Source organism: Pseudomonas sp. F007 (assembly GCF_057814275.1).
Map to the genome: position 1 here is coordinate 63,879 of NZ_JBVATA010000006.1, position 24,056 is coordinate 87,934.

Below are 24,056 nucleotides of genomic sequence, written 5' to 3' on the forward strand. Positions count from 1 at the left end.
ACGCTATTTTAGGGGCGATGGCGGATTAGGGCACGGGGTTATTTTTCACCGGGCCCGGGAAGTCCAGCCCAGGGCCTGAGTGAACAGTCGACATGTTCAAGGTTCTACCAGGCGCAGCTTGCGATTGCTCGGCGAGTTGATCACGTATTTGACAATCAGGCCGACGGGGACCGCCCACGTCAGGCCATTGGCCGGATCCGTCACCACGGCCACGGTTTCGGTGCTGGCGGCGATGTCCAGCCGCCGCCGATCATGGCCGCACTTGAGCATCCCGTAGGCATGGCTGACCAGGCGCTCTGCCACATGCATCGGTACATCGAGATTCTGCAAGTGCCGCACTGCGCGACAGAACAGCACCTGATCGCCGGCCAACCCCTCACTCTCGTGACGACGCAGAAAGGCCTGGGCAATGCCCAACAATTCCCGGTCCAGTTCGTGCGGGTCGTCGAACGCCTTCATCCATGATCCTCCAGGGCCTTTTGCGTCATCGGCGCAGGTACAACAGGCCGTGCCGCGCGCCGCAGATCCGGCCCGGCGCAAGGTAGGTGCACGGCCGGATTGGGCATGCCGCTGGGCGACAGTTCATGGGTCATTTCAAATTCCGCGCGCACCGACCAGCCACAGGCTTCCGAGGTGCATTGCAGATAGGCGACCCGCAGGAATATATGACGGCCCTCACTGGTGCGAATGCGCATCCGGCTCAAGCAATGGGGACAAACCATCTTGTAAGTACTCATGCGTGCCTCCCGGCGGTCATTGAGTGGAAATCGACTGGCGTAAACGCAATACTGGCTAGCGCACTTGCAGACCCCGCCCCGACGTTAAAACAGCGACTACCGGACATAAGGATATGGAATGGAAGAACGCACGATAAACACTTGAGAACCCTGTAGGAAATATTCCCAAAGCTTGTAGAAAGTTTCAAATAATCACTCTTCTTCTGCCTCGTTGATGAACGATTAACCATACAAAAAAAGTATTCATTGTGCATAAGCAAGATACTCAAAAAGAGCATATCAAAAGGAAGAGGCTCAAATTGCGTAGCAAAAAACCACAAAATGTTTTGGCCCGTTTAAAACTGATTACTGGCACAACAACTGACGTTTCGTTGTCTTTAGCCCTGCAGATCAGCCCTCAAACCCTCAGCAGCTGGAAAGGTCGGGGCAGCACGCCATACTCCAAATGCGTAGAAATAGCCCAGTCACGGGGGGTCTCCCTGGACTGGCTGCTCCTGGGCGAGGGACCCATCCTGCGGGCTGCGACCGTTCCCTCAGCAGAAAGCAACAGCGACATTACCGCTGAGGAAAACACCCTACTCGGATTATGGCGTCGCCTCGATGAACGTGAGCAAACTGCACTACAAACAGCGTTGGAAGAAAAACAGCGTCTGCGTGAGATGGAACGCCGGCTTTGCGAAATGACCTCTATCCTGTCCAGACTTAAACATCCAGTTGACATATGAGGTCATACTTATCGAATCACATAATTACTTCAAAAAACCTCAAACAAACTCTCCGCAGACATTGCTTCAACCTCGATCTCTGATACGCCGGAGAATCTCTGTGATAGGCGCATTATCAATCCACTGCATAACTTTGATACTTATGGGTATGACCATCAATGCACAGATGAAGGCAGCCACTCCACCTGTCAGAAACGGCACCAGTGGCAAGGTCACCGGGGTGAACAGATACCCCACTCCCGCCGACAGCAGAAATGAACCGATCCTTTGCCAAACCTTGAGGTGACTTCGGGTCGTTGTGACCAACCACGCCCCGAGTACTGCTCCAAACAGGGCTTCACCATTGATCGCGGGCAATGCCGACGACATGCCCAAACCCAACAGCAAGCCACTGATAGTCATATAGGGGGGGTCAGTCATATTCATGGGCGCCTCGCGGTCTTAGCGTTCCAACGGCAATGACGCCTGATTCGATGGCCTTGATCAGCGCAGCGCTGCGCGAGCTGACCGCAAATTTCCGGAGTATGTTCGAAAAGTGGAAATTGATCGTGGACTCCGAGCAATTCTGGATCCTGGCAATCTCCCAGGAGGTTTTTCCCCGGAAGCTCCACAACAGGGCCTGTTTCTCTTTCTCCGTGAGCCGTGCTGACGATGAGTTTTCGCGACCCATCGCCACCGCCTCTGCAGGAGAGTCGCGTAGTTGATGCTTGGACATGGATGAACTCCCTTTACGTCCGAACGCCCGTCACGGGGCCGTTCGCTGGTAGAGAGAGCTTCACAGACGGACGATGGCCCGGACAACGATCAGCGCTTGTAGGACCGCGTCCTACAAGTTTCACTCGCAGCGGTCAGCCCAACACCACCAGCCGATTGGGCAATTCGTTGCGCACATGGGTCACCGGCACATGCACCTTGAGCAGCTCGCCACAGGCCTCGATGCAGCTGACAAAGCCCTGCAACGTCTGCCCCTGGCGCACCTGCCGGGTGAAGGCGGCGACGATAGGCTCCCAGTGTTTGTTGTCCAGGTGCCGGGAAATGCCCTCATCCACCAGGATCTCCACATAGCGCTCGGCCTCGCAGACGAAAATCAGCAAGCCGGTGCTACCGACCGTGTGGTGCAGGTTCTGCTCGAGGAATTGTCGACGCGCCAGGTTCGAAGCCCGCCAGTGACGTACCGAGCGCGGAATCAGCCGCGAGGTCAGTGCCGGTATACGAAACAGCAGGCACAAGACAACGAAACTCAGCCACTGCACCAGCAACAGCGTGTGCATGTTCATCCAGCCGGACAGGTAGTGCACGATGCCGGGCACGATCAACGCCACCAGGCTGGCCCAGAGCAACGGGATATAGGTGTAGTCATCGGCCCGCGCCGCCAGCACGGTGACCAGTTCAGCGTCGGTGTCGCGCTCGACCCGGGCGATCGCCTCGGCGACCTGACGCTGTTCGTACTCGCTCAGTAATGCCATGGTTGTGCTTGCTCACTCATTATTGTCTTCACCAGCCGCCCGACGAACCGCCGCCCCCGAAACTGCCCCCGCCACCGCCAAAGCCACCGCCGGAACCGCCGCCAAAACCACCCCCGCCGAATCCGCCCCCTCCCATGCCACCGCCGCCTCCGCGACCGCCACTGGGCAAGATCCCGAGCATCTGGCAGACAAACACCGTGAGGATGAACAGCCCCACCAGTAACACGAACAATCCCGGATGCTGGCCGACGAAATCGCTGGCATCATCGCCGCCCGCGCCGTACGCGGTGGCGGGCGCATCCAGCGGATTGCCGCCCAGCACCACCAGCATGGCGGCCACACCGTCGCTGATGCCCTTGCTGAAATTGCCGCTCTTGAAAGCCGGGGTGATCACCTGATTGATGATCACCGAGCTTTGCGCATCGGTCAGTCGGTCTTCCAGACCGTAGCCGACTTCGATCCGCAACTTGCGTTCGTCACGTGCAACGATCAACAACGCGCCGTTGTTCTTGTCCTTCTGCCCTATGCCCCAATAGCGGCCCAATTGATAACCGAAGTCTTCAATGCTGGTGCCTTGCAGGTCGGTCAGGGTGACCACCACCAACTGCTCGCCGGTCGCCTGCTCATGGGCCTGCAATTGTTGGGCAAGCTGTTCGCGCACTGCCGGTTCGATCATCTGGGCGTTGTCCACGACCCGCCCGGTCAGTGCCGGAAATTTCAGCTCGGCCTGTGCGGTAATGGCAAACACCCAGAGCAGCAGCACCAGGCTCATTCGAAAGACGCGCATCAGTCACTCATCCCCATTCAATGCAGGTGCAGCCCGGCGTTACCGTCGGGCTCCTGGGCGGTTCAGAACTTCACTTGTGGCGCTTTGTCGGCATCGGGGCTGGTGGCCTCGAAGGTTTCGCGTAATGGCAAGTTGCTGTACATCACCGTGTGCCACAGGCGGCCGGGGAACGTACGAATTTCAGTGTTGTACTTCTGTACCGCCAGGATGAAATCGCGACGCGCCACGGCGATGCGATTTTCAGTGCCTTCAAGCTGTGATTGCAGGGCGAGGAAATTCTGGTTGGCCTTGAGGTCCGGATATCGCTCGGACACCACCATCAAACGGCTGAGTGCACCGCTGAGCTGATCCTGGGCCTGCTGGAACTGCTTGAGCTTTTCCGGGTTGTCGAGAGTATTGGCGTCGACCTGAATCGACGTCGCCTTGGCCCGGGCCTCGATGACTGCAGTCAGGGTATCCTGCTCATGCTTGGCGTAGCCCTTGACCGTTTCCACCAGATTGGGAATCAGGTCGGCGCGCCGCTGATACTGGTTCTGCACCTGCGACCAGGCCGCCTTGGCCTGCTCGTCGAGGGTTGGAATGGTGTTGATGCCGCAGCCGGCCAATACCGAGCCCAGCACCAGCAAAACCGTAAGTTGCCAGGCCGAACGATAGCGCTGTTGTACATTCATGTCCGTGATGCTCCTTGCCCAGTGCATGGGTGATGACTCTGCGCCCCGGTAAATCGGCGACCCGGGACTTAATCTGCCGTCGCCACTGGATTGCATCGAGCCAATCGGCTAAAAGATGCCCAGCGCGAATAAAGAGTTGCAAAGTTTGCTGCATTTACCCGAACAACAATAGTCGCTCCCTAAATTTTGGCTGGCCGATGGGTCTCGATGACCATTGTGTGGGCTTTTGAGAAAACTATTCATGAAGAAGCTGTGTTTGCTGGGCCTTGCCATCGGCCTGGCCAGTCACCCGGTATGGGCCGGCACCACGCCCGCCCCCATCGAGAACAAGGATGCGTTCGTCAGCGACCTGATGAAGCAGATGACCCTGGACGAAAAGATCGGCCAATTGCGCCTGATCAGTATTGGTCCGGAAATGCCTCGCGAGCTGATCCGCAAGGAAATCGCCGCGGGCAACATCGGCGGCACCTTCAACTCGATCACCCGTGCAGAGAACCGTCCGATGCAGGACGCGGCCATGCGCAGCCGGTTGAAGATCCCGATGTTCTTCGCCTATGACGTGATCCACGGCCACCGCACCATTTTCCCGATCCCCCTGGCGCTGGCCTCCAGCTGGGACATGGACGCCATCGGCCTGAGCGGGCGCATTGCCGCGAAGGAAGCCGCCGCCGACAGCCTCGACATCACCTTCGCACCCATGGTCGACATTTCCCGCGATCCACGCTGGGGCCGCACCTCCGAAGGCTTCGGCGAGGACACCTACCTGGTGTCGCGCATTGCCCGGGTGATGGTCAAGGCATATCAGGGCACGGGCCTGATCGGCGCCGACAACATCATGGCCAGCGTCAAGCACTTCGCCTTGTACGGTGCGGTCGAAGGCGGTCGCGACTACAACGTGGTCGACATGAGCCCGGTCAAGATGTACCAGGACTACCTGCCGCCCTACCACGCAGCGATCGAAGCCGGCGCTGGCGGGGTCATGGTGGCGCTGAACTCGATCAACGGCATCCCCGCGACCGCCAACACCTGGTTGATGAAGGACCTGCTGCGCAAGGAGTGGGGCTTCAAGGGCCTGGCCGTCAGCGACCACGGCGCGATCTTCGAGTTGATCAAGCACGGCGTGGCCCGTGATGGTCGTGAAGCCGCGAAGCTGGCGATCAAGGCCGGTATCGCCATGAGCATGAACGACACCCTGTACGGCAAGGAACTGCCAGGCTTGCTCAAATCGGGTGAAATCCAGCAAAGCGACATCGACAACGCGGTGCGTGAAGTGCTCGTCGCCAAGTACGACATGGGCCTGTTCAAGGACCCTTACCTGCGCATCGGCAAGGCCGAGGACGATCCGGCCGACACCTACGCCGAGAGCCGCCTGCATCGTGACGAAGCCCGTGACGTAGCGCGACGCAGCCAGGTGCTGCTGAAAAACAGCAACGACACCCTGCCGCTGAAGAAGAACGCGAAGATCGTGCTGGTCGGCCCGCTGGCCAAGGCGCCGATCGACATGATGGGCAGTTGGGCCGCCGCCGGCAAACCTGCGCAATCGGTCACCCTGTTCGACGGCATGACTCGCGCCCTGGGCGATCAAGCCAAGCTCGGCTATGCCCGTGGCGCCAACATCACCTCGGACAAGAAAGTCGTCGACTACCTGAACTTCCTCAACTTCGATGCGCCGGAAGTGGTCGACGACCCGCGCCCGGCGCAGGTGATGATCGACGAAGCGGTGAAAGCCGCGCAGCAGGCCGACGTGATCGTGGCAGCGGTCGGCGAATCGCGGGGCATGTCCCACGAGTCGTCGAGCCGCACCGACCTCAACCTTCCCGCCAACCAGCGCGAACTGATCAAGGCGCTCAAGGCCACCGGCAAGCCGCTGGTATTGGTGCTGATGAACGGCCGGCCGCTGACGATCCTCGAAGAAAGCCAACAGGCGGACGCCATCCTCGAAACCTGGTTCACCGGCACCGAAGGCGGCAACGCGATTGCTGACGTGCTGTTCGGCGACTACAACCCGTCCGGCAAGCTGCCGATCAGCTTCCCGCGTTCGGTAGGGCAGATTCCGACCTACTACAACCACCTGACCATCGGCCGCCCGTTCACCCCGGGCAAGCCAGGCAACTACACCTCGCAATACTTCGATGACACCACCGGCCCACTGTATCCATTTGGCTACGGCCTGAGTTACACCCAGTTCGCCCTGTCGGACATGGCCCTGTCGTCGACCACCTTGAACAAGAGCGGCAAGATCGACGCCAGCGTGACCCTGAAAAACACCGGCAAGCGTGACGGCGAAACCGTGGTTCAGTTGTATATCCAGGACGAGACCGGCTCGATGATCCGCCCGATCAAGGAGCTGAAGAACTTCCAGAAGGTGTCGCTCAAGGCCGGCGAACAGAAAGTCATCCACTTCAGCATCAGCGAGGACGACCTGAAGTTCTATAACAGCCAGCTCAAGTACGCTGCCGAGCCTGGCAAGTTCAACGTGCAGATCGGTCTCGATTCAGAGGACGTGACGCAGCAGAGTTTTGAATTGCTCTAAGGGATGAAGAGATGCGGTGCGGCTGATGGCCACATCGCGAGCAGGCTCGCTCCTACAGTGGTCTGCTGGATTGGCGCGCTACCCGCGCCGATCCAGCAGATTCACCACCACCCGATCCACCCATCCCCATATTCGTTGCTGGACCCGCCGCCACAATGGCCGGTGGCGCCAGGCCTCGAGGCTGACCTGCTGGCTCAAGGCGAAATCGCGCTCGAAGCTGCTGGCCACTGCGAGGGTCAGGCCGCTGTCGATGGCTTCCAGGTTCGCCTCTAGGTTGAAGCGCAGGTTCCAGTGATCGAAATTGCACGAGCCGATGCTGACCCAGTCATCCACCAACACCATTTTCAGGTGCAGGAAACACGGCTGGTATTCGAAAATCTTCACCCCGGCCTTGAGCAGCCTGGGGTAATAGCGATGCCCGGCATAGCGCACCGAAGGATGATCGGTGCGCGGGCCGGTCAGCAGCAGGCGCACGTCTATCCCCCGTGCTGCGGCCTTGCGCAGTGAGCGGCGGATCTTCCAGGTCGGCAGGAAATACGGCGTGGCCAGCCAGATGCGGCGCTGGCCGCTGTTGAGGGCGCGGAACAACGACTGCAGGATGTCCCGGTGTTGCGCGGCGTCGGCATAGGCCACTCGCCCCATCCCCTCACCTGTCGCCGGAACCCGTGGCAGACGGGGCAAACCGAAATGCGCGGCGGGTTTCCAGGCTCGGCGATAGCGATTGGCAATCCATTGGCGATCGAACAGCAATTGCCAGTCGAGCACCAGCGGGCCGCTGACTTGCACCATCACCTCGTGCCACTCGCTGACCTCCTCGCCCGGCGTCCAGAACTCATCGGTGACACCGGTACCGCCGACCACCGCCAGCGTTTGGTCGACCAGCAGCAACTTGCGGTGATCGCGGTAGAAATTGCGCACCCAGCGCCGCCAGCTCAGGCGATTGTAGAAGCGCAACTCGACCCCGGCGTCGGTCAACCGGCGCCGCAGGCCCAGGGTAAACGCCAGGCTGCCGTAGTCATCGAACAGGCAACGCACCCGTACGCCACGTTCGGCTGCCTCGACCAACGCTTGCACCATGGTTTCGGCGCAGGCGCCCGCCTCCACCAGATACAGTTCCAGTTCGACCTGCTCCCGGGCCTGCGCTATTTCTGCGAGCATTCGCGGGAAGAACTGCGGACCGTCGATCAGCAACTCGAAATGATTGCCGTCACGCCAGGGGAATACGGCGCCCTTCATGTCAGCGCGCCGTGAAAATCAGCACCGCACCCACCGGCACCGACAGGCTGATCGCCGACAAATCGGCGAGTTTGCGCAGGCGTTCGAGGCCCGGCGCCAGGTCGAAATCCTCAGCGTTGATCACCAGCGGCTCCAGGGTCACCACCTGGAAACGGCGGTCATCGAGACGGGTCGCCAGCAACTCGGCGTTGTAGGTGTGCTGCTTGCCGTGCAGGTCGACGGTCAGCGGCAGGCGCAATTCGAGTTGCGCGCCCGGAGCGAGGTCGTTGATCGGTCGCAGGTCGATTTGCGTGGTGATCAGCGCTTCAGGGAAGGCCTGAATCTCGAACAGCTCCTTGCGCATGCGCTCATCGCGCAGCGGCACCCCACTGTTGACCGAATCCAACTCGACCTGCACTTGCGCCAGGCCCTTCGGATCGACCTTGCCGTGCAGCACCAGAAAGCGCTGAACTTCGGAGATATTGGCGTTCTTGGTCGAGATAAACGATAGACGCGAGGATTCGCCGTCCAGGTACCAATTGGCCTGGGCCGACGCGGCGGGACCCGCCAGCAGCAGGAACGCGACTGCTTTACAGAGAGAGCGATTGAACATGGAAACTCATGGGGCCGATAAACCTGAACGAACCTTAACCGGCCCCGTGCCGATTGCAAACCGCAAGATCACGGCAGCAGGCGACAACCCTGGCGAGCGCCGGCCCATACCGCTGTATTGCTGCGCCCCAGGCCGCTGGCAGTGACACGCTTTTGCCCGGCATCATCTTGCAGCTCGCTGAGCGGCAGGTACTGCTTTACGTAGCCCCGGCAGTACTGGTCCGACTGTCCGGCAACGTAGCGGCACGAGCAATATTCCTTGGCCGTGTAGGCGCTGAGAATGTCCGGGAAAGCCGCCAGGGCAACCCGTTCCTGCCAGCCCCAGCCCAGCAACAGAACCATCAGCAGCAACAGCAGCGTCACCAGCGGGTGACGTCGAACAAAATTGCGCTTCATGGCTGCACCTGCGGGGCGAAGGCTGCCAGTGCACGCTTGAGCAATTCGTTGTGGCGGTAACTGCCGTCGCGGTCATCGCCATAGCGCACGATCACCAGGTTTGCGCCGGGCAGCACATACAACGCCTGCCCCCAGTGGCCGAGGGCGGCGAAGCTGTCTGCCGGCGCATCCGGCCAGGGACTTGGCGCGCCATCCACTGGACGATTGAGCCACCAATGCGCGCCCGGCACCGCGGCGTCCTGATTCGCCCGGAAGCGGTCGAAGGGCTGCAGATTGAAGGCGACCCAATCCACCGGCAACAACTGGCGCTCGTGCCAGCGACCGTTGCGCTGCATCAACAGGCCGACACGGGCCAGGTCGCGGGCAGTCATATAGGCATACGAGGAGGCAACGAAGGTGCCGCTGGCGTCGGTTTCCCACACGGCACTGCGTATCCCCAGGGGATCGAACAAGGCGCGCGACGGGTAATCCGCATATCGCTGCGGACCGAGCATGGTTTTCAGCGCGGCCGCCAACAGGTTGCTGTCGCCGCTGGAATAACGAAACTGCTCACCGGCGGGCGCATAGCGACCGTGTCCGGCAGCGAACCCGGCCATGTCGGCACGACCACGGGTGTACAGCATGGCGACCACCGAAGAGTTCAGCGGTGCGTATTCATAGTCTTCTTGCCAGTCCAGGCCCGAGGCCCAGTGCAGCAGGTCGGCAATGCGGATGTCGGGATGGCGCTGCAGCGGCGTGTAGAACTTCGCGGCGGGATCTTCCAGGCTGAACCGGCCTTCGCCATAGGCCACCCCCAATACCGCGGCCATCAGGCTCTTGCTCACCGACCAGGTCAGGTGCGGAGTGTCGGCAGTGGTGCCACCGGCGTAGCGTTCATAGATCAACTGGCCGTCGCGGATCACCAGCAAGGCATCGGTGCGAATGCCTTTGCGGTGTACCTCATCACGGGGGACAAAGGCGTAGTCCTCCAGTGCCTGCAGCGCGGGACCGCTGATAGCTGGAGTCGACGCCCAGTGTTCGCCGGGCCAGTTCTCGGCATGGACGCCAGCTCCGATCAGCAACAAGACCAACAGCGACAAACCTTTGAGCATGGCAGAGACTCGTATGAATCAACCTGCTGAGCCTAGTCGAGATCGATGACAGTTCTAGCGCGACGTCAACGCCTTGGCCAGGCGCTTGGCCCGCGCCCCGGCCGCCAGTTGCAGCACCGCCTGGTCACGCTGCCACAGCGCCGCCCACTCCGGCGAGCCATTGGCAAAGGCTTGATCGATCGCCGCCTTCAAGCTGTCGAACTGGGCGAACAAGCCTGCCAGCAGCACATGCCCGGCACTGCTATTGGGCGGCTGGCGACTGACTTCAGCGCAACCGGCCAACAGCGCCAGCAACTGCAATTGCAGCCCCTGCGGCCAGCCATTGTCCTGGCCAACCCCATACAACCAGGCGCTCATGGCGCTGAGTACATAGATGTCTTCCAGGGTTCGGAACGGTTTGACGTAGGCATCCCAGCCGTCGCCGGCGAGCCGCTCACACAGTGCGCCCTCGAGGAACACCCGCCCGTGACTGATGTCCGGCATCAACGGCAGCGGCGCCAGCTTTTCCAGGCGCACACCGGGTTCTCCGGGATACACCACGGCCAGACTCAGGCGCGGCGACTCGCCTTCTTCCTCGCTACGCGCGGCAATCAACAGCCAGTCGGCCGCATCGCCGGCGGTGACGAAATCCTTGCGCCCGCTCAAGCGCAGATCGACCAGCCGGGTCTGCATGTCCGCCGGCCGCAGGCTGCGCTGTTCGGTCGCACATAAAGCGCCCAGGCTCAGCGGAGCACTCGGCCACAACATGCGCAATGCCGCCTGATAACCCACCAGGAATGCCCAGCCCGGCGTGGCCATCATGCGCCCGCCGCGCACCGCCAACTCGAAAGGCGTCACCGCGCCCAATTGCTCCAGCAAAATCGCGTAACCCTCCGCCAGGTCGGGGGTTGCGGCCAATCGCGTGTTGCAGTTCAACAGGGCTTGCCAGGGCATAAACCACTCCTCAAGGGCTGTCATACAAGCATCACCCAAACGTCATGGTGATGACACCGGGGCTCCATAGCCTGACTTTGCACAACAAAGTCGATCGACTGCAACCCGCGTGGGGTGAGCAGCGCGTACGGAGATTCGTCATGACCCAGATCGCCCGCATCCGTGACACCGGCCCTGAACGCCGTCTGCAAGCCGAACGCCTGATCGGCGCAAAGGCCCTGCAAGAAGCCCAGGCCCTGCGGTTCAACGTCTTCAGCGCGGAGTTCGATGCCAAGCTCAAAGGCGCGGAACTGGGTCTGGACATGGATGACTACGACGTTCACTGCAGCCACATCGGCGTGCGTGACCTGAACAGCGGTCGCCTGGTGGCCACCACTCGCCTGCTCGACCACACGGCGGCCAGCAGCCTGGGGCGCTTCTACAGCGAAGAGGAATTCAGTCTGCACGGCCTCAAGCACTTGCAGGGCCCGATCCTCGAGCTTGGCCGCACCTGCGTCGATCCGGCCTACCGCAACGGCGGCACCATCGCCGTGCTCTGGGGCGAGTTGGCGGAAGTCCTCAATGAGGGCGGCTACAGCTACCTGATGGGCTGCGCCAGCATCCCGATGCACGACGGCGGAATCCAGGCCCACGCCATCATGCAGCGCCTGCGTGAACGCTACCTGTGCACCGAACACCTGCGGGCCGAACCGAAAAAGCCGCTGCCCAACCTCGACATCCCCTCCAACGTGATCGCGGAAATGCCGCCGCTGCTCAAGGCCTACATGCGCCTGGGCGCGAAGATCTGCGGCGAGCCGTGCTGGGATGAAGATTTCCAGGTGGCCGACGTGTTCATCCTGCTCAAGCGCGATGAGCTCTGCCCGCGTTACGCCAAGCACTTCAAGGCGGCCATGTAATGCGCCGGCTGCGGGTGTACGGGCGCATTGCGCGGGTGCTGCTGGTGGTGGCGCTGGGCTTGAGCATGGCCTGCCTGTTCGGCCTGTTCGAGCGCCTGGGCCTGGCCAACTCGATGGTCCGCCGGCAACGCTGGTCGCGGTTTTTCATGGGCCGCTTGAGCAATGCCCTGCCCTTTCGCGTAACCGTTCATGGCGAACTGCCGCGCCAGCCGATGCTGTGGGTCAGCAATCATGTGTCTTGGACCGACATTCCCTTGCTCGGCATGCTGGCCCCGATGTCCTTCCTGTCCAAGGCCGAAGTGCGCACCTGGCCGGTCGCTGGCTGGCTGGCGGCGAAGGCGGGAAGCCTGTTCATCCGTCGCGGTGCGGGCGACAGCCAACTGATTCGCAAACAGATGGGTCGGCATCTGCAACAGCAGCACCCGCTGTTGATGTTCCCCGAAGGCACCACCACCGATGGCCGTTCCCTGCGCACCTTCCATGGGCGCCTGCTGTCGGCGGCGATCGATGCGGACGTCGCCCTGCAACCGGTGGCAATCCGTTACCTGCGTGATGGTCAGATCGATACGCTGGCACCGTTCATCGGCGACGACGACCTGCTGTCACACCTGATGCGCCTGTTCGCCAACGACCAGGGCGATGTGCATATCCACCTGCTCAAACCTATCGCCTGTCAGGGTCAGGAGCGGGCCGCGCTGGCATTCGCCGCGCAACAGGCGGTGCATCAGGCGTTGTTCGGCGACGTCGCGCAACCGGCGCAACCACGTCGTGGCGGCGAGTTGATTGCCGCCTGATCAGAGGCGTAGACGCTGTCCGGCAAACGCCTGGAGCTGCGGATAGAACAGGCGGAAGTCCTCGCTCAGCGGCTCGTACAAACGCTCCAGCTCCTGCATCGCGGCGGCCAGCTCCTGGGGCTGTGACAGCCGCCGCGATATCCCCCGCAGCACCTGCTCCAGCACCGCGAACTGGCGATACGAACCCAACCAGTCATCCGCCGCCATGTACGGCGCAATCTGCGCCAGCCGTCCTGGCAACTGCGGTTCGGCGGCCAGCACCCGGTATACGTCCGCGGTGAAATGCGCCAGCGAAGAGTCGGCGTACTGTGCCCAATCCCGGGCCAGGCAATGATCGAAAAACACATCGAGGACGATGCCGGCGTAGCGCCGTCGGGTCTGGGTGAAGCGAGACAACGCCACATCGACCACGGCATGACGGTCGGTGAAGACATCGATTTGTCGGTGCAGGGCGATGGCGCTCTCGATCTCTGCAGAAAACTGCCCTTGCAGGCGACCCTTGACGAAATCGCCATACAAACTGCCGAGCAATTGACCGGGACGCTGGCCACCGAGGTGAAGATGTGCGAGATAGTTCATGGCGCACAGCTTAGCACTGCGCCCATCATATCGTTATAACCCGATATACCGATTTATGCTGATATCAGATCAAAATCATATTGGTATATCGCGAAATACCGATTTAAAGTTCGCCTCATCGCGATATAACGTTTTACCCAACCCGAGCACTGCCATGTCCAGCATCGACCTCGACGAAATAATAAAAGCCCTGGCACACCCAGTACGGCGAGACATCCTCAACTGGTTGAAAGACCCGGCCACCGAGTTTCCCGATCAGGAACACAGCACCGACTTCGGTGTGTGCTGCGGGCAGATTGATCAACGCTGCGGCCTGTCGCAGTCGACCGTTTCCGCCCACCTGGCGACCCTGCACCGCGCAGGTCTGATCCGCAGCCAGAAAGTCGGCCAATGGCATTTCTACAAACGTAACGAGGAAACCATCCAGGCCTTCCTCGACACCCTAGGCAAAGAGCTCTAAAGAGCTCACAAAGGACTCCCAGCATGCCCCTCTCGCTTCTCATCCTGGCCTTGAGCGCTTTCGCCATCGGCACCACCGAGTTCGTCATCATGGGCCTGCTGCCCGATGTGGCGGCCGACCTCGGCGTGTCGATCCCCGGCGCCGGCTGGCTGGTCACCGGTTATGCCCTGGGCGTGGCCATCGGTGCGCCGTTCATGGCACTGGCCACCGCCAAATTGCCACGCAAGGCGGCGCTGGTAGCGTTGATGGGCATCTTCATTGTCGGCAACCTGCTCTGCGCCCTGGCCAGCGACTACAACGTGCTGATGTTTGCCCGGGTGGTTACCGCCCTCTGCCACGGTGCGTTCTTCGGCATCGGTTCGGTGGTGGCTGCGGGCCTGGTACCGGCCAACAAGCGTGCCTCGGCCGTGGCCCTGATGTTCACTGGCCTGACCCTGGCCAACGTGCTGGGGGTGCCGCTGGGCACCGCGCTCGGCCAGGAAGCTGGCTGGCGCTCGACCTTCTGGGCGGTGACGGTGATTGGTGTGGTTGCGCTGATCGGCCTGATTCGCTTCCTGCCGGCCAAGCGCGACGAAGAAAAACTCGACATGCGCGCCGAACTGCGTGCGCTGAAGGGCGCCGGGATCTGGCTGTCGCTGAGCATGACCGCACTGTTCGCCGCGTCGATGTTTACCCTCTTTACCTACGTCGCACCGCTGCTCGGTGATGTGACCGGCGTCTCGCCCAAAGGCGTGACCTGGACCCTGCTGCTCATCGGCCTGGGCCTGACCCTGGGCAATATCATCGGCGGCAAGCTGGCGGACAAACGCCTGAGCGCGACCTTGATCGGCGTGTTCATTTCCATGGCGGTGGTCTCCACCGTGCTGACCTGGACCAGCGTCGCGCTGATCCCCACCGAAATCACCCTGTTCCTCTGGGCCACCGCATCGTTCGCCGCCGTACCGGCGCTGCAAATCAACGTGGTGACCTACGGCAAGGCGGCGCCAAACCTGGTGTCGACCCTGAATATCGGCGCCTTCAACGTCGGTAACGCCCTTGGCGCCTGGGTTGGCGGCAGCGTCATCGCCCACGGCTTCGGCCTGACCAGCGTGCCCCTCGCGGCGGCGGCACTGGCAGTACTGGCCTTGCTGGTCACCCTGATTACCTTTCGCCAGAGCGGTGACCCCGAACTGGCTCCTGCGACTAACTGATCCCACTACGAGCGCTATTTCATGACGACTATTTTCGATCCGATCAAACTGGGCGACGTCGAGTTGGCCAACCGCATCATCATGGCTCCCCTGACCCGCTGCCGCGCCGACGAAGGCCGCGTACCCAACGCGTTGATGGCCGAGTACTACGTGCAGCGCGCGTCCGCCGGCCTGATCCTCAGCGAGGCCACTTCGGTGACGCCGATGGGCGTGGGCTACCCGGACACCCCGGGCATCTGGTCCAACGACCAGGTGCGCGGCTGGGCCAACGTGACCAAGGCGATCCACGGCGCCGGCGGCAAAATCTTCCTGCAACTGTGGCACGTAGGCCGGATCTCCCATCCTTCGTACCTCAACGGTGAAGCCCCGGTCGCACCGAGTGCCATCCAGCCGAAAGGCCACGTCAGCCTGGTTCGCCCCATGGCCGACTACCCGACCCCACGCGCCCTGGAGACCGCTGAAATCGCCGACATCGTCGACGCCTACCGCACTGGCGCCGAAAACGCCAAGGCCGCCGGCTTTGACGGCGTGGAAATCCACGGCGCCAACGGCTACCTGCTCGACCAGTTCCTGCAAAGCAGCACCAACCAGCGCACCGACAACTACGGTGGCTCCCTGGAAAACCGTGCGCGCCTGTTGCTGGAAGTGACCGATGCCGCCATCGAAGTCTGGGGTGCTGGCCGCGTTGGCGTGCACCTGGCTCCGCGCGCCGACTCCCATGACATGGGCGATGACAACCTCGCCGAAACGTTCACCTACGTCGCTCGTGAACTGGGCAAACGCGGTATCGCCTTCATCTGCTCCCGCGAGAAAGAAGGTGCCGACAGCCTCGGTCCGCAACTCAAGGAAGCCTTTGGCGGCCCCTACATCGCCAACGAACGCTTCACCAAGGACAGCGCCAACGCCTGGCTGGCCAGCGGCAAGGCCGACGCCGTGGCGTTCGGCGTGCCCTTCATCGCCAACCCGGATCTGCCGGCGCGCCTGAAAGCCGATGCCGCGCTGAATGAGCCACGCCCGGAACTGTTCTACGGCAAGGGCCCGGTCGGTTACATCGACTACCCAACGTTGTAATCCGCCGCGCTTGAAACAACAAAGCCCCGACTCGAAAGAGCCGGGGCTTTTTTTCATGGCCAACCGATTGATATTCAGCGCGATCAGATGCCTGCAGGATTCGCCGCGCAATGAATCCAAACACAGTTGATCAACCTTCCAGTGAAACCGAATCAGGTGATTGTTAGTGTGATCGGACACTCACAAGGAGCTTGCCTCATGGAAGAAAACAACGATATTGAAATCAATCCGGCCGATTATCAGGACTTTGAAGCCTACGAGATCATTAACGAAGTTGAACTGGCGTCCCTCAACCCGGTCCTGGTGCCCATCCTTCAATATATGAACCCGATCCTGGCAGCCACATTACAAGCCATGATAAACGGCCTCAGCACCGAAGAAGTACTCGAGCGTGGCGAGCAACTCGACATCGACGAGGCCTATCTGAACTACATCAGGCAGGCGAAACAGGATGAGGAGGATGAGTGGAAGTCGATTTCCCGGATCAACGCTTATACCAGCATCCTGGTTACGATTTTCAACAGTTCGAGCGAAGTCTTCTCGTTACGCCATGCGGACTGGGACTACAGCAGCCATTCAAGGTCAGAGTTTGATATTCAGCCCCTGGAGCACCTGTGCTTCACCCTGCGTAATGAAACGCCAGTACGTAAATCGGCGAAAACCCGACGCCCTACCAGTATCCATCACAACTTCTCCTTCGCCAGCCCTTCACACGGCTTCGAGTTCTCGACATTGATCAAGTTACAGGGCAAGTATTCGACCTTTTCCTTTTCGCCACCCACTATTGCCTATAGGCAACACAACGTCCGTTCAATTGGGAGCAAGCCGCTGAAATGCACTTCACACATCTCCCGATCCCTCGCGAAAAGTCCTTATAGCTACGCGGTCGCCATTACCCTCGGTTGAGGTGCAACCCTACGTCAGAAAAGCGCCCTGCAATGGGGCGTTTTTCGAATGCGACTACAATCATTGTCCGAGCAAGCTTGGCGCCTTCTCATCAGCGCGCAACAAATTCCCTACAAAATAAGCATCGATCCGGCTGTCATCACGGAAAGTGACCGTATATAAATGCACCCTCGTTCAGCCACAGGCCTCCAATGCGACATGCCTGCCCATGGTCAGACCCGCGTGAAGTTTGTTTCATTTGCGCAGGCTGGGACTCAATCGCAGCATCTCCAGCCCGGTATCGACCCAGCGCTCGGCTTCGGTGTGCAACTCGAAACTGTCGGGAGCCAGCAACCACTGGTACAGAATGCCATCAATGTACGCGTGGAGAGTGATCGCGGCGCGGGCGGTATCAAGGTGCTCTGGCAACTGCCCGCGCTTGACCGCATTACGCAGTGCCAGGCCGATGCGCACGTTGCAATCCAGACTCACCGTGCGCCGCTGCTCGCGCAGATCACACATTTCATCCGTGAATTCACACTTGTGAAACAGAATCTCATTGATGCGGCGGGTCTTCGGGTCCAGGGCAACTTGATGAAACAAATGAATCAGCAGCTTGCGCATGCAGCCCAGCGGGTCTTCCTCATCTTCACTTTCGCTGGCGCGCGCCATCTCATCCAGCGGCTCGCGCAGGCTGTCGAGCATGGCCTGGACCAGGTCGGCCTTATTGCTGAAATGCCAATAGATGGCACCGCGCGTCACCCCCGCGAGGGTCGCGATGTCGGCCAGCGTGGTCCGCGCCACGCCCCGTTCGTAAAAGGCTTTCTCTGCGGCTTCGAGAATCTGGCTGCGGGTTTCCTGAGCTTCCTCTTTGGTACGACGAACCATGGCAGTACAACCTCAATCAGGGATGCTTCGGCGATGCCTGAACAGCATCTGAACAAATGTGGGGGCGCCTCTTTCGGGCCTGCTCCCCGGCCTACAATTCACACCTTGAAACAGCCCTGCTGAAAGGTTTGCGCAGCCGCCAAGGTATTTACAAACAACCATGAACGTAAGTATATTCCTTAGCAAGCTACTTATCCACTCAGCGCTGATTTTTCACCTTTCCACTTTTCTAGTGCGCATCGAGCGCGCCTGACCCGAGGATCTTCATGCAATTCAAGCCAGCTGTTACCGCTCTGGTCACTGCCGTCGCCCTGGCATCGCTGCTCAGCGGATGTAAAAAGGAAGAGGCGGCTCCCGTCGCACAAGCCCCTCAGGTCGGCGTCGTTACCCTCCAGCCACAAGCCTTTACCCTGACTTCCGAACTGCCAGGTCGCACCACGGCCTATCGCATTGCCGAAGTTCGCCCACAGGTCAATGGCATCATTCTCAAGCGCCTGTTCAAGGAAGGCGGCGACGTCAAGGAAGGCCAGCAGCTCTACCAGATCGATCCTTCGGTGTATCAGGCCACGCTCAGCAGCGCCCAGGCCAACCTGCAATCGACCAAGTCGATCTCCGATCGCTACAAGCAACTGGTCGATGAACAGGCTGTCAGCCGCCAGGAATACGACACGGCAGTGGCCAATCGCTTGCAGTCGGAAGCGGCCCTGCAAACCGCCCAGATCAACCTGCGCTACACCAAGGTGCTGGCCCCGCTGAGCGGGCGCATCGGTCGCTCCAACGTCACCGAAGGTGCACTGGTGAACAATGGCCAGACCGAAGCGATGGCGGTTATCCAGCAACTGGACCCAATCTACGTCGACGTTACCCAGTCTTCGGTCGAGCTGCTCGAGCTGCGCCGCGAGCTGGAAAGCGGGCGCCTGCAAAAGGCCGGCGACAACGCGGCGATGGTCAAGCTGACCCTCGAAGACGGCAGCCAGTACAAGCAACAGGGCAAGCTGGAGTTCTCCGAAGTCTCGGTTGACCAGACCACCGGTTCGGTGACCCTGCGCGCCGTGTTCCCCAACCCTGACCACACCCTGTTGCCAGGCATGTTCGTGCACGCCCAGCTGCAGGCAGGCGTAAACAGCGCCGCGATCCTCGCGCCACAACAAGGCGTGACCCGTGACCTCAAGGGCAGTCCGACGGCGCTGGTGGTAGGCCCGGACAACAAGGTCGAGCTGCGCCAGCTCAAGGCCAGCCGCACCGTCGGCAACCAATGGCTGATCGAAGACGGTCTCAAGGCCGGCGATCGCCTGATTACCGAAGGCCTGCAGTACGTTAAACCCGGCGTTGAAGTAAAAGTCAGCGACGCGACCAACGTATCCGTGAAAAACCCGGCCCCTGCACAGGCAACAGACAAAGCTGCGGGCGGCAAAGGGGAGTAAACCATGTCGAAATTCTTTATCGACCGTCCGATTTTCGCCTGGGTAATTGCCCTGGTGATCATGCTGGTCGGGGCTCTATCGATCCTCAAGTTGCCGATCAACCAATACCCGAGCATCGCCCCGCCGGCGATCGCCATCTCCGTGACCTACCCAGGCGCCTCTGCACAGACCGTGCAGGACACCGTGGTACAAGTGATCGAGCAGCAGCTCAACGGGATCGACAACCTGCGTTATGTGTCCTCGGAAAGTAACTCCGACGGCACCATGACCATCACCGCGACCTTCGAGCAAGGCACCAACTCCGACACCGCGCAGGTCCAGGTCCAGAACAAGCTGAACCTGGCCACCCCGCTGTTGCCGCAGGAAGTGCAGCAACAGGGCATCCGCGTGACCAAGGCAGTGAAGAACTTCCTGCTGGTGATCGGCGTGGTGTCGCGTGACGGCAGCATGACCAAGGACGACCTGTCCAACTACATCGTGTCCAACATGCAGGACCCGATCTCGCGGACCGCCGGTGTCGGTGACTTCCAGGTCTTCGGTGCGCAGTACGCCATGCGTATCTGGCTCGACCCGGCCAAGCTGAACAACTACAACCTGACCCCGGTCGACGTGAAGACCGCCGTGGCGGCGCAGAACGTCCAGGTCTCGTCGGGCCAGCTCGGCGGCTTGCCTGCCCTGCCCGGCACCCAGCTCAACGCCACCATCATCGGCAAGACCCGTCTGCAGACCGCCGAGCAGTTCAACGAAATCCTGCTCAAGGTCAACAAGGACGGCTCCCAGGTTCGCCTGAAAGACGTCGCCGATGTTGCCCTCGGGGGCGAGAACTACAGCATCAACGCCCAGTTCAACGGTGCCCCGGCCTCCGGCCTGGCCGTGAAGCTGGCCACCGGTGCCAACGCCCTCGATACTGCCAAGGCCCTGCGCAACACCATCGACAGCCTCAAGCCATTCTTCCCGGAAGGCATGGAAGTGGTGTTCCCGTACGACACCACCCCGGTGGTGACCGAGTCGATCAAGGGTGTGGTTGAAACCCTGGTCGAAGCAATCGTGCTGGTGTTCCTGGTGATGTTCCTGTTCCTGCAGAACTTCCGCGCCACCGTCATCACCACCATGACCGTGCCCGTGGTACTGCTGGGTACCTTCGGCATCCTGGCCGCGTTCGGTTTCAGCATCAACACCCTGACCATGTTCGGTATGGTCCTGGCCATCGGCTTGCTGGTGGACGACGCCATCGTCGTGGTGGAAAACGTCGAACGGGTGATGAGCGAAGAAGGCCTGTCACCCAAGGAAGCGACCAAGAAGTCCATGGGCCAGATCCAGGGCGCGCTGGTCGGTATTGCCCTGGTGTTGTCCGCCGTACTGTTGCCGATGGCGTTCTTCAGCGGCTCCACCGGTGTGATCTACAAGCAGTTCTCGATCACCATCGTCTCGGCCATGGCCCTGTCGGTATTGGTCGCCCTGATCTTCACCCCGGCGCTCTGCGCCACCATGCTCAAGGCCATTCCCCATGGCGAGCACGGCGTGCCGAAACGCGGTTTCTTCGGCTGGTTCAACCGTAACTTCGACAACGGCGTGCGCAGCTACGAGCGCGGCGTCGGCAGCATCCTCAAGCACAAGGCGCCTTATCTGCTGGCCTACCTGATCATCGTCGTCGGCATGATCTGGCTGTTCACCCGCATCCCAACCGCGTTCCTGCCGGAAGAAGACCAGGGCGTGCTGTTTGCCCAGGTGCAGACGCCAGCCGGCTCCAGCGCCGCGCGGACCCAAGTGGTAGTGGACGAAATGCGCGAGTTCCTGCTGCGTCCGGGCAAGGATGGCGGTGAAGGCGATGCGGTTGCCTCGGTGTTTACGGTCAACGGCTTCAACTTTGCCGGTCGTGGCCAGAGCTCGGGTATGGCATTCATCATGCTCAAGCCGTGGGACGAGCGTAACGCCGACAACAGCGTGTTCAAGGTCGCGGCCCGTGCCCAACAGCACTTCTTCTCTTTCCGCGACGCCATGGTGTTTGCATTCGCCCCGCCGGCCGTATTGGAGTTGGGTAACGCCACCGGTTTCGACGTGTTCCTGCAGGACCGCGCCGGTATCGGTCACGACAAGCTGATGGCAGCGCGCAACCAGTTCCTCGGCATGGCCGCGCAGAGCAAGGTGCTGTCGCAGGTGCGTCCGAACGGCCTGAACGACGAGCCGCAATACCAATTGGAAATCGATGACGAGAAAGCCAGCGCCCTGGGCGTGACGCTGACCGAAATCAACAACACCCTGTCGATTGCCCTGGGCAGTAGCTACGTCAACGACTTCATCGACCGTGGTCGGGTGAAAAAGGTCTATATCCAGGGCCAGCCTGGCTCGCGGATGACCCCGGAAGACCTGAAGAAGTGGTACGTGCGCAACAGCCAGGGAACCATGGTGCCGTTCTCGGCCTTCGCCAAGGGCACCTGGATCTACGGCTCGCCGAAACTGGCGCGTTACAACGGCGTGGAAGCGATGGAAATCCTCGGCGCCCCGGCCCCGGGCTACTCCACCGGTGAGGCCATGGCCGAAGTCGAGGCGCTGGCGAAGAAGCTGCCGGCCGGTGTCGGCATCTCCTGGACCGGTCTGTCCTACGAGGAACGTCTGTCCGGTTCCCAGGCGCCTGCGCTGTACGCCTTGTCGCTGCTGATGGTGTTCCTGTGTCTGGCAGCGCTGTACGAAAGTTGGTCGATCCCAATCGCGGTGATGTTGGTAGTACCGCTGGGGATCATCGGTGCATTGCTGGCGACCAGCTTGCGCGGCTTGTCCAACGACGTGTACTTCCAGGTAGGTTTGTTGACAACCATCGGGTTGGCGGCGAAAAACGCCATTCTGATTGTCGAATTTGCCAAGGAGTTGCATGAACAGGGACGCAGTCTCACGGATGCGGCCATCGAAGCCTGCCGGATGCGTTTGCGCCCGATCATCATGACCTCGCTGGCGTTCGTCCTCGGTGTGGTTCCGTTGGCCATTTCCACCGGCGCAGGTTCGGGCAGCCAGCATGCCATCGGTACCGGGGTGATCGGCGGTATGATCACGGCCACGGTGTTGGCGATCTTCTGGGTCCCACTGTTCTTTGTCACCGTGTCGTCCATGGGGCAGCGCAAAAAAGCTGACCAGGATGACGCAACTGAAACTCCTAAAGAGGCTGGCCAATGAGCAAGTCGCTACTCTCCCTAGCCATCGCCGCGTTCGTGCTCGGTGGCTGCTCGCTGATCCCCGAGTATCAGCAGCCCGAAACCCCGGTGGCCGGGCAGTACCCGCAAGGTCCGGCCTACACGCCGGCCGAGGCGGCCAGCCAGGCCGCGGCGGAACAGGGCTGGAAGCAGTTTTTCCATGACCCGGCGCTGCAACAGCTGATTCAGGTCGCGCTGGAAAACAACCGTGACCTGCGTGTCGCCGCCCTGAACATCGACGCCTATGCGGCCCAATACCGCATTTCCCGCGCCGACCTGTTCCCGGCAGTGTCGGCCAACGGCAGCGGCAGCCGCCAACGCCTGCCGGCCGATGCCTCGCAGACCGGCGAGTCGAGCATCAGCAGCTCGTACTCGGCGACCCTGGGCGTCAGCGCCTACGAACTCGACCTCTTCGGTCGCGTTCGCAGCCTGAACGAACAGGCGTTGCAGACCTACTTCGCCTCCGAAGAAGCCCGCCGCAGCACGCAGATCAGCCTGGTGGCCAACGTCGCCAATGCTTACCTGACCTGGCAGGCCGACAAGGAACTGCTGAAGGTCACCCAGGACACCCTCGCCACCTTCGAAGAAAGCTACCGCCTCACCGCGCGCAGCAACGAAGTCGGCGTGGCCTCGGCACTGGACCTGAGCCAGTCGCGCACTTCGGTGGAGAACGCCAAGGTGCAACTGGCCAAGTACACCCGCCAGGTGGCCCAGGACGAAAACGGCCTGACGCTGCTGCTCGGTACCGGTGTGCCGAGCAATCTGACCGCTGCACGGCCGCTGGCCGACGACCTGCTCAGCGAAGTTCCGGCTGGCCTGCCGTCTGACCTGCTGCAACGGCGTCCGGATATCCTCGCTGCCGAACACAACCTCAAGGCCGCCAATGCCAACATCGGCGCCGCCCGGGCTGCGTTCTTCCCGAGCATCAGCCTGACCGCCAATGCCGGCACCCTGAGCCCGGACCTGTCGGGTCTGTTCAAGGGCGGTTCGGGGACCTGGCTGTTCCAGCCGCAGATCAATCTGCCGATCTTCAACGCCGGTGCGTTGAGTGCCAGCCTGGATTACTCGAAAATCCAGAAAGACATCACGGTCGCGCAGTACGAGAAGTCGATTCAGACCGCCTTCCAGGAAGTCTCCGACGGCCTCGCGGCACGCCAGACCTTCAACCAGCAGTTGCAGGCCCAGCGTGACTTGGTAGACGCCAACCAGACTTACTACCGTCTGGCAGAACGTCGCTACCGCATCGGGGTCGACAGCAACCTGACCTTCCTCGACGCCCAGCGTCAGCTGTTCAGCTCGCAACAATCGCTGATCACTGATCGCCTGTCGCAACTGGTCAGCGAAGTGAACCTGTACAAGGCCCTGGGTGGCGGCTGGAATGCGCAAACAGCGCAGAACGAGCCGGTGAGCAAAGAAGCACCGAAGCTCAAGATGTTCTGATCGTCAGCCCCTTGAGTCGCCTGAAAACCGGAATCCGCCATGGATTCCGGTTTTTTTATGCCTACCGGAAACTGCCTG

Annotated in this window: 25 protein-coding genes; 11 read left to right on the top strand and 14 right to left on the bottom strand. The window is 61.1% G+C overall.

Annotation, left to right across the window (positions count from 1 at the left end):
* Positions 1-96: 96 nt before the first annotated feature.
* Together ACZYR5_RS15685 and ACZYR5_RS15690 are read right to left on the bottom strand one after the other, a co-directional pair.
* The gene (locus ACZYR5_RS15685) at positions 97-459 is read right to left on the bottom strand and encodes a hypothetical protein (RefSeq protein ID WP_489090032.1); all 363 of its coding nucleotides are present in this window, start codon (positions 457-459) and stop codon (positions 97-99) included.
* On the bottom strand, positions 456-737 hold the full coding sequence (locus tag ACZYR5_RS15690; RefSeq protein WP_489090033.1) for an Ogr/Delta-like zinc finger protein: 282 nt from the start codon (positions 735-737) through the stop codon (positions 456-458). Before ACZYR5_RS15690 ends, ACZYR5_RS15685 begins: the two co-directional genes overlap by 4 nt.
* A 248-nt stretch (positions 738-985) precedes the next feature.
* Here ACZYR5_RS15690 and ACZYR5_RS15695 point away from each other — a divergent pair, with 248 nt between their 5' ends.
* A complete protein-coding gene (locus tag ACZYR5_RS15695; protein ID WP_489090034.1) occupies positions 986-1,462 on the top strand; it encodes a helix-turn-helix domain-containing protein in 477 nt (158 codons plus the stop codon).
* 66 nt (positions 1,463-1,528) lie between these two features.
* On the opposite strand, the gene ACZYR5_RS15700 is transcribed toward ACZYR5_RS15695, so the two are convergent.
* The 5 genes from ACZYR5_RS15700 to ACZYR5_RS15720 form a co-directional block, all read right to left on the bottom strand.
* Positions 1,529-1,888, bottom strand: coding sequence for a putative holin (locus ACZYR5_RS15700; RefSeq protein ID WP_489090035.1), 360 nt, complete (start codon positions 1,886-1,888; stop codon positions 1,529-1,531).
* Positions 1,875-2,132: a response regulator transcription factor gene (locus tag ACZYR5_RS15705; RefSeq protein WP_489090386.1), complete on the bottom strand. Its 258-nt coding sequence runs from the start codon at positions 2,130-2,132 to the stop codon at positions 1,875-1,877. Before ACZYR5_RS15705 ends, ACZYR5_RS15700 begins: the two co-directional genes overlap by 14 nt.
* A gap of 178 nt (positions 2,133-2,310) precedes the next feature.
* Entirely contained in the window at positions 2,311-2,928 is a 618-nt protein-coding gene (locus ACZYR5_RS15710; RefSeq protein WP_489090036.1) for a TPM domain-containing protein, read from the bottom strand.
* Positions 2,929-2,956: 28 nt separating this feature from the next.
* Positions 2,957-3,715, bottom strand: coding sequence for a TPM domain-containing protein (locus tag ACZYR5_RS15715; RefSeq protein WP_489090037.1), 759 nt, complete (start codon positions 3,713-3,715; stop codon positions 2,957-2,959).
* A gap of 62 nt (positions 3,716-3,777) precedes the next feature.
* Positions 3,778-4,386, bottom strand: coding sequence for a LemA family protein (locus ACZYR5_RS15720; RefSeq protein ID WP_489090038.1), 609 nt, complete (start codon positions 4,384-4,386; stop codon positions 3,778-3,780).
* Between the two features lie 241 nt (positions 4,387-4,627).
* On the opposite strand from ACZYR5_RS15720, the gene bglX reads away from it, so the two are divergent.
* Positions 4,628-6,919 carry a beta-glucosidase BglX gene (bglX, locus tag ACZYR5_RS15725; RefSeq protein WP_489090039.1) on the top strand — a complete coding sequence of 764 codons (2,292 nt, stop codon included), beginning with the start codon at positions 4,628-4,630 and terminating at the stop codon, positions 6,917-6,919.
* Positions 6,920-6,997: 78 nt separating this feature from the next.
* Here bglX and ACZYR5_RS15730 read toward each other — a convergent pair whose 3' ends face one another.
* From ACZYR5_RS15730 to ACZYR5_RS15750, 5 genes are all read right to left on the bottom strand, one after another.
* The gene (locus ACZYR5_RS15730) at positions 6,998-8,155 is read right to left on the bottom strand and encodes a phospholipase D-like domain-containing protein (RefSeq protein ID WP_489090040.1); all 1,158 of its coding nucleotides are present in this window, start codon (positions 8,153-8,155) and stop codon (positions 6,998-7,000) included.
* Position 8,156: 1 nt separating this feature from the next.
* Positions 8,157-8,747, bottom strand: a complete 591-nt coding sequence (locus ACZYR5_RS15735) for a YceI family protein (protein WP_489090041.1) — start codon at positions 8,745-8,747, stop codon at positions 8,157-8,159.
* 68 nt (positions 8,748-8,815) lie between these two features.
* Positions 8,816-9,142, bottom strand: coding sequence for an amidase (locus ACZYR5_RS15740; protein WP_489090042.1), 327 nt, complete (start codon positions 9,140-9,142; stop codon positions 8,816-8,818).
* Positions 9,139-10,233 carry a serine hydrolase domain-containing protein gene (locus ACZYR5_RS15745; RefSeq protein ID WP_489090043.1) on the bottom strand — a complete coding sequence of 365 codons (1,095 nt, stop codon included), beginning with the start codon at positions 10,231-10,233 and terminating at the stop codon, positions 9,139-9,141. The genes ACZYR5_RS15740 and ACZYR5_RS15745 overlap by 4 nt, the downstream gene beginning before the upstream one ends.
* 54 nt (positions 10,234-10,287) lie before the next feature.
* Positions 10,288-11,166: an acyl-CoA dehydrogenase middle domain-containing protein gene (locus tag ACZYR5_RS15750; RefSeq protein ID WP_489090044.1), complete on the bottom strand. Its 879-nt coding sequence runs from the start codon at positions 11,164-11,166 to the stop codon at positions 10,288-10,290.
* Positions 11,167-11,306: 140 nt separating this feature from the next.
* Between ACZYR5_RS15750 and olsB the strand changes: the two genes are divergently transcribed.
* Together olsB and ACZYR5_RS15760 are read left to right on the top strand one after the other, a co-directional pair.
* A complete protein-coding gene (gene olsB / locus ACZYR5_RS15755; protein WP_489090045.1) occupies positions 11,307-12,062 on the top strand; it encodes an L-ornithine N(alpha)-acyltransferase in 756 nt (251 codons plus the stop codon).
* A complete protein-coding gene (locus tag ACZYR5_RS15760; protein WP_489090046.1) occupies positions 12,062-12,856 on the top strand; it encodes a lysophospholipid acyltransferase family protein in 795 nt (264 codons plus the stop codon). Before olsB ends, ACZYR5_RS15760 begins: the two co-directional genes overlap by 1 nt.
* Here the strand turns inward: ACZYR5_RS15760 and ACZYR5_RS15765 are convergent, their stop codons facing one another.
* A complete protein-coding gene (locus tag ACZYR5_RS15765) occupies positions 12,857-13,435 on the bottom strand; it encodes an acyl carrier protein phosphodiesterase (RefSeq protein ID WP_489090047.1) in 579 nt (192 codons plus the stop codon).
* 154 nt (positions 13,436-13,589) lie between these two features.
* On the opposite strand from ACZYR5_RS15765, the gene ACZYR5_RS15770 reads away from it, so the two are divergent.
* From ACZYR5_RS15770 to ACZYR5_RS15785, 4 genes are all read left to right on the top strand, one after another.
* Positions 13,590-13,895, top strand: coding sequence for an ArsR/SmtB family transcription factor (locus ACZYR5_RS15770; RefSeq protein WP_105755650.1), 306 nt, complete (start codon positions 13,590-13,592; stop codon positions 13,893-13,895).
* 23 nt (positions 13,896-13,918) lie between these two features.
* Entirely contained in the window at positions 13,919-15,085 is a 1,167-nt protein-coding gene (locus ACZYR5_RS15775) for an MFS transporter (RefSeq protein WP_489090048.1), read from the top strand.
* Between the two features lie 21 nt (positions 15,086-15,106).
* Complete coding sequence (locus tag ACZYR5_RS15780; RefSeq protein ID WP_256830928.1) at positions 15,107-16,156, top strand: alkene reductase; 1,050 nt, start codon at positions 15,107-15,109, stop codon at positions 16,154-16,156.
* Positions 16,157-16,354: 198 nt separating this feature from the next.
* Complete coding sequence (locus ACZYR5_RS15785; protein ID WP_489090049.1) at positions 16,355-17,062, top strand: hypothetical protein; 708 nt, start codon at positions 16,355-16,357, stop codon at positions 17,060-17,062.
* A gap of 234 nt (positions 17,063-17,296) precedes the next feature.
* On the opposite strand, the gene emhR is transcribed toward ACZYR5_RS15785, so the two are convergent.
* Positions 17,297-17,929, bottom strand: coding sequence for an efflux system transcriptional repressor EmhR (gene emhR / locus ACZYR5_RS15790; RefSeq protein ID WP_489090050.1), 633 nt, complete (start codon positions 17,927-17,929; stop codon positions 17,297-17,299).
* Positions 17,930-18,195: 266 nt separating this feature from the next.
* Here emhR and emhA point away from each other — a divergent pair, with 266 nt between their 5' ends.
* From emhA to adeC, 3 genes are read left to right on the top strand one after another with little or no spacing between them, the layout of a single operon-like run.
* A complete protein-coding gene (gene emhA, locus ACZYR5_RS15795) occupies positions 18,196-19,353 on the top strand; it encodes an efflux RND transporter periplasmic adaptor subunit EmhA (protein WP_489090051.1) in 1,158 nt (385 codons plus the stop codon).
* A gap of 3 nt (positions 19,354-19,356) precedes the next feature.
* The gene (gene emhB, locus ACZYR5_RS15800; protein WP_489090052.1) at positions 19,357-22,521 is read left to right on the top strand and encodes an efflux RND transporter permease subunit EmhB; all 3,165 of its coding nucleotides are present in this window, start codon (positions 19,357-19,359) and stop codon (positions 22,519-22,521) included.
* The gene (gene adeC / locus ACZYR5_RS15805; protein WP_489090053.1) at positions 22,518-23,978 is read left to right on the top strand and encodes an AdeC/AdeK/OprM family multidrug efflux complex outer membrane factor; all 1,461 of its coding nucleotides are present in this window, start codon (positions 22,518-22,520) and stop codon (positions 23,976-23,978) included. The genes emhB and adeC overlap by 4 nt, the downstream gene beginning before the upstream one ends.
* Positions 23,979-24,056 lie beyond the last annotated feature (78 nt).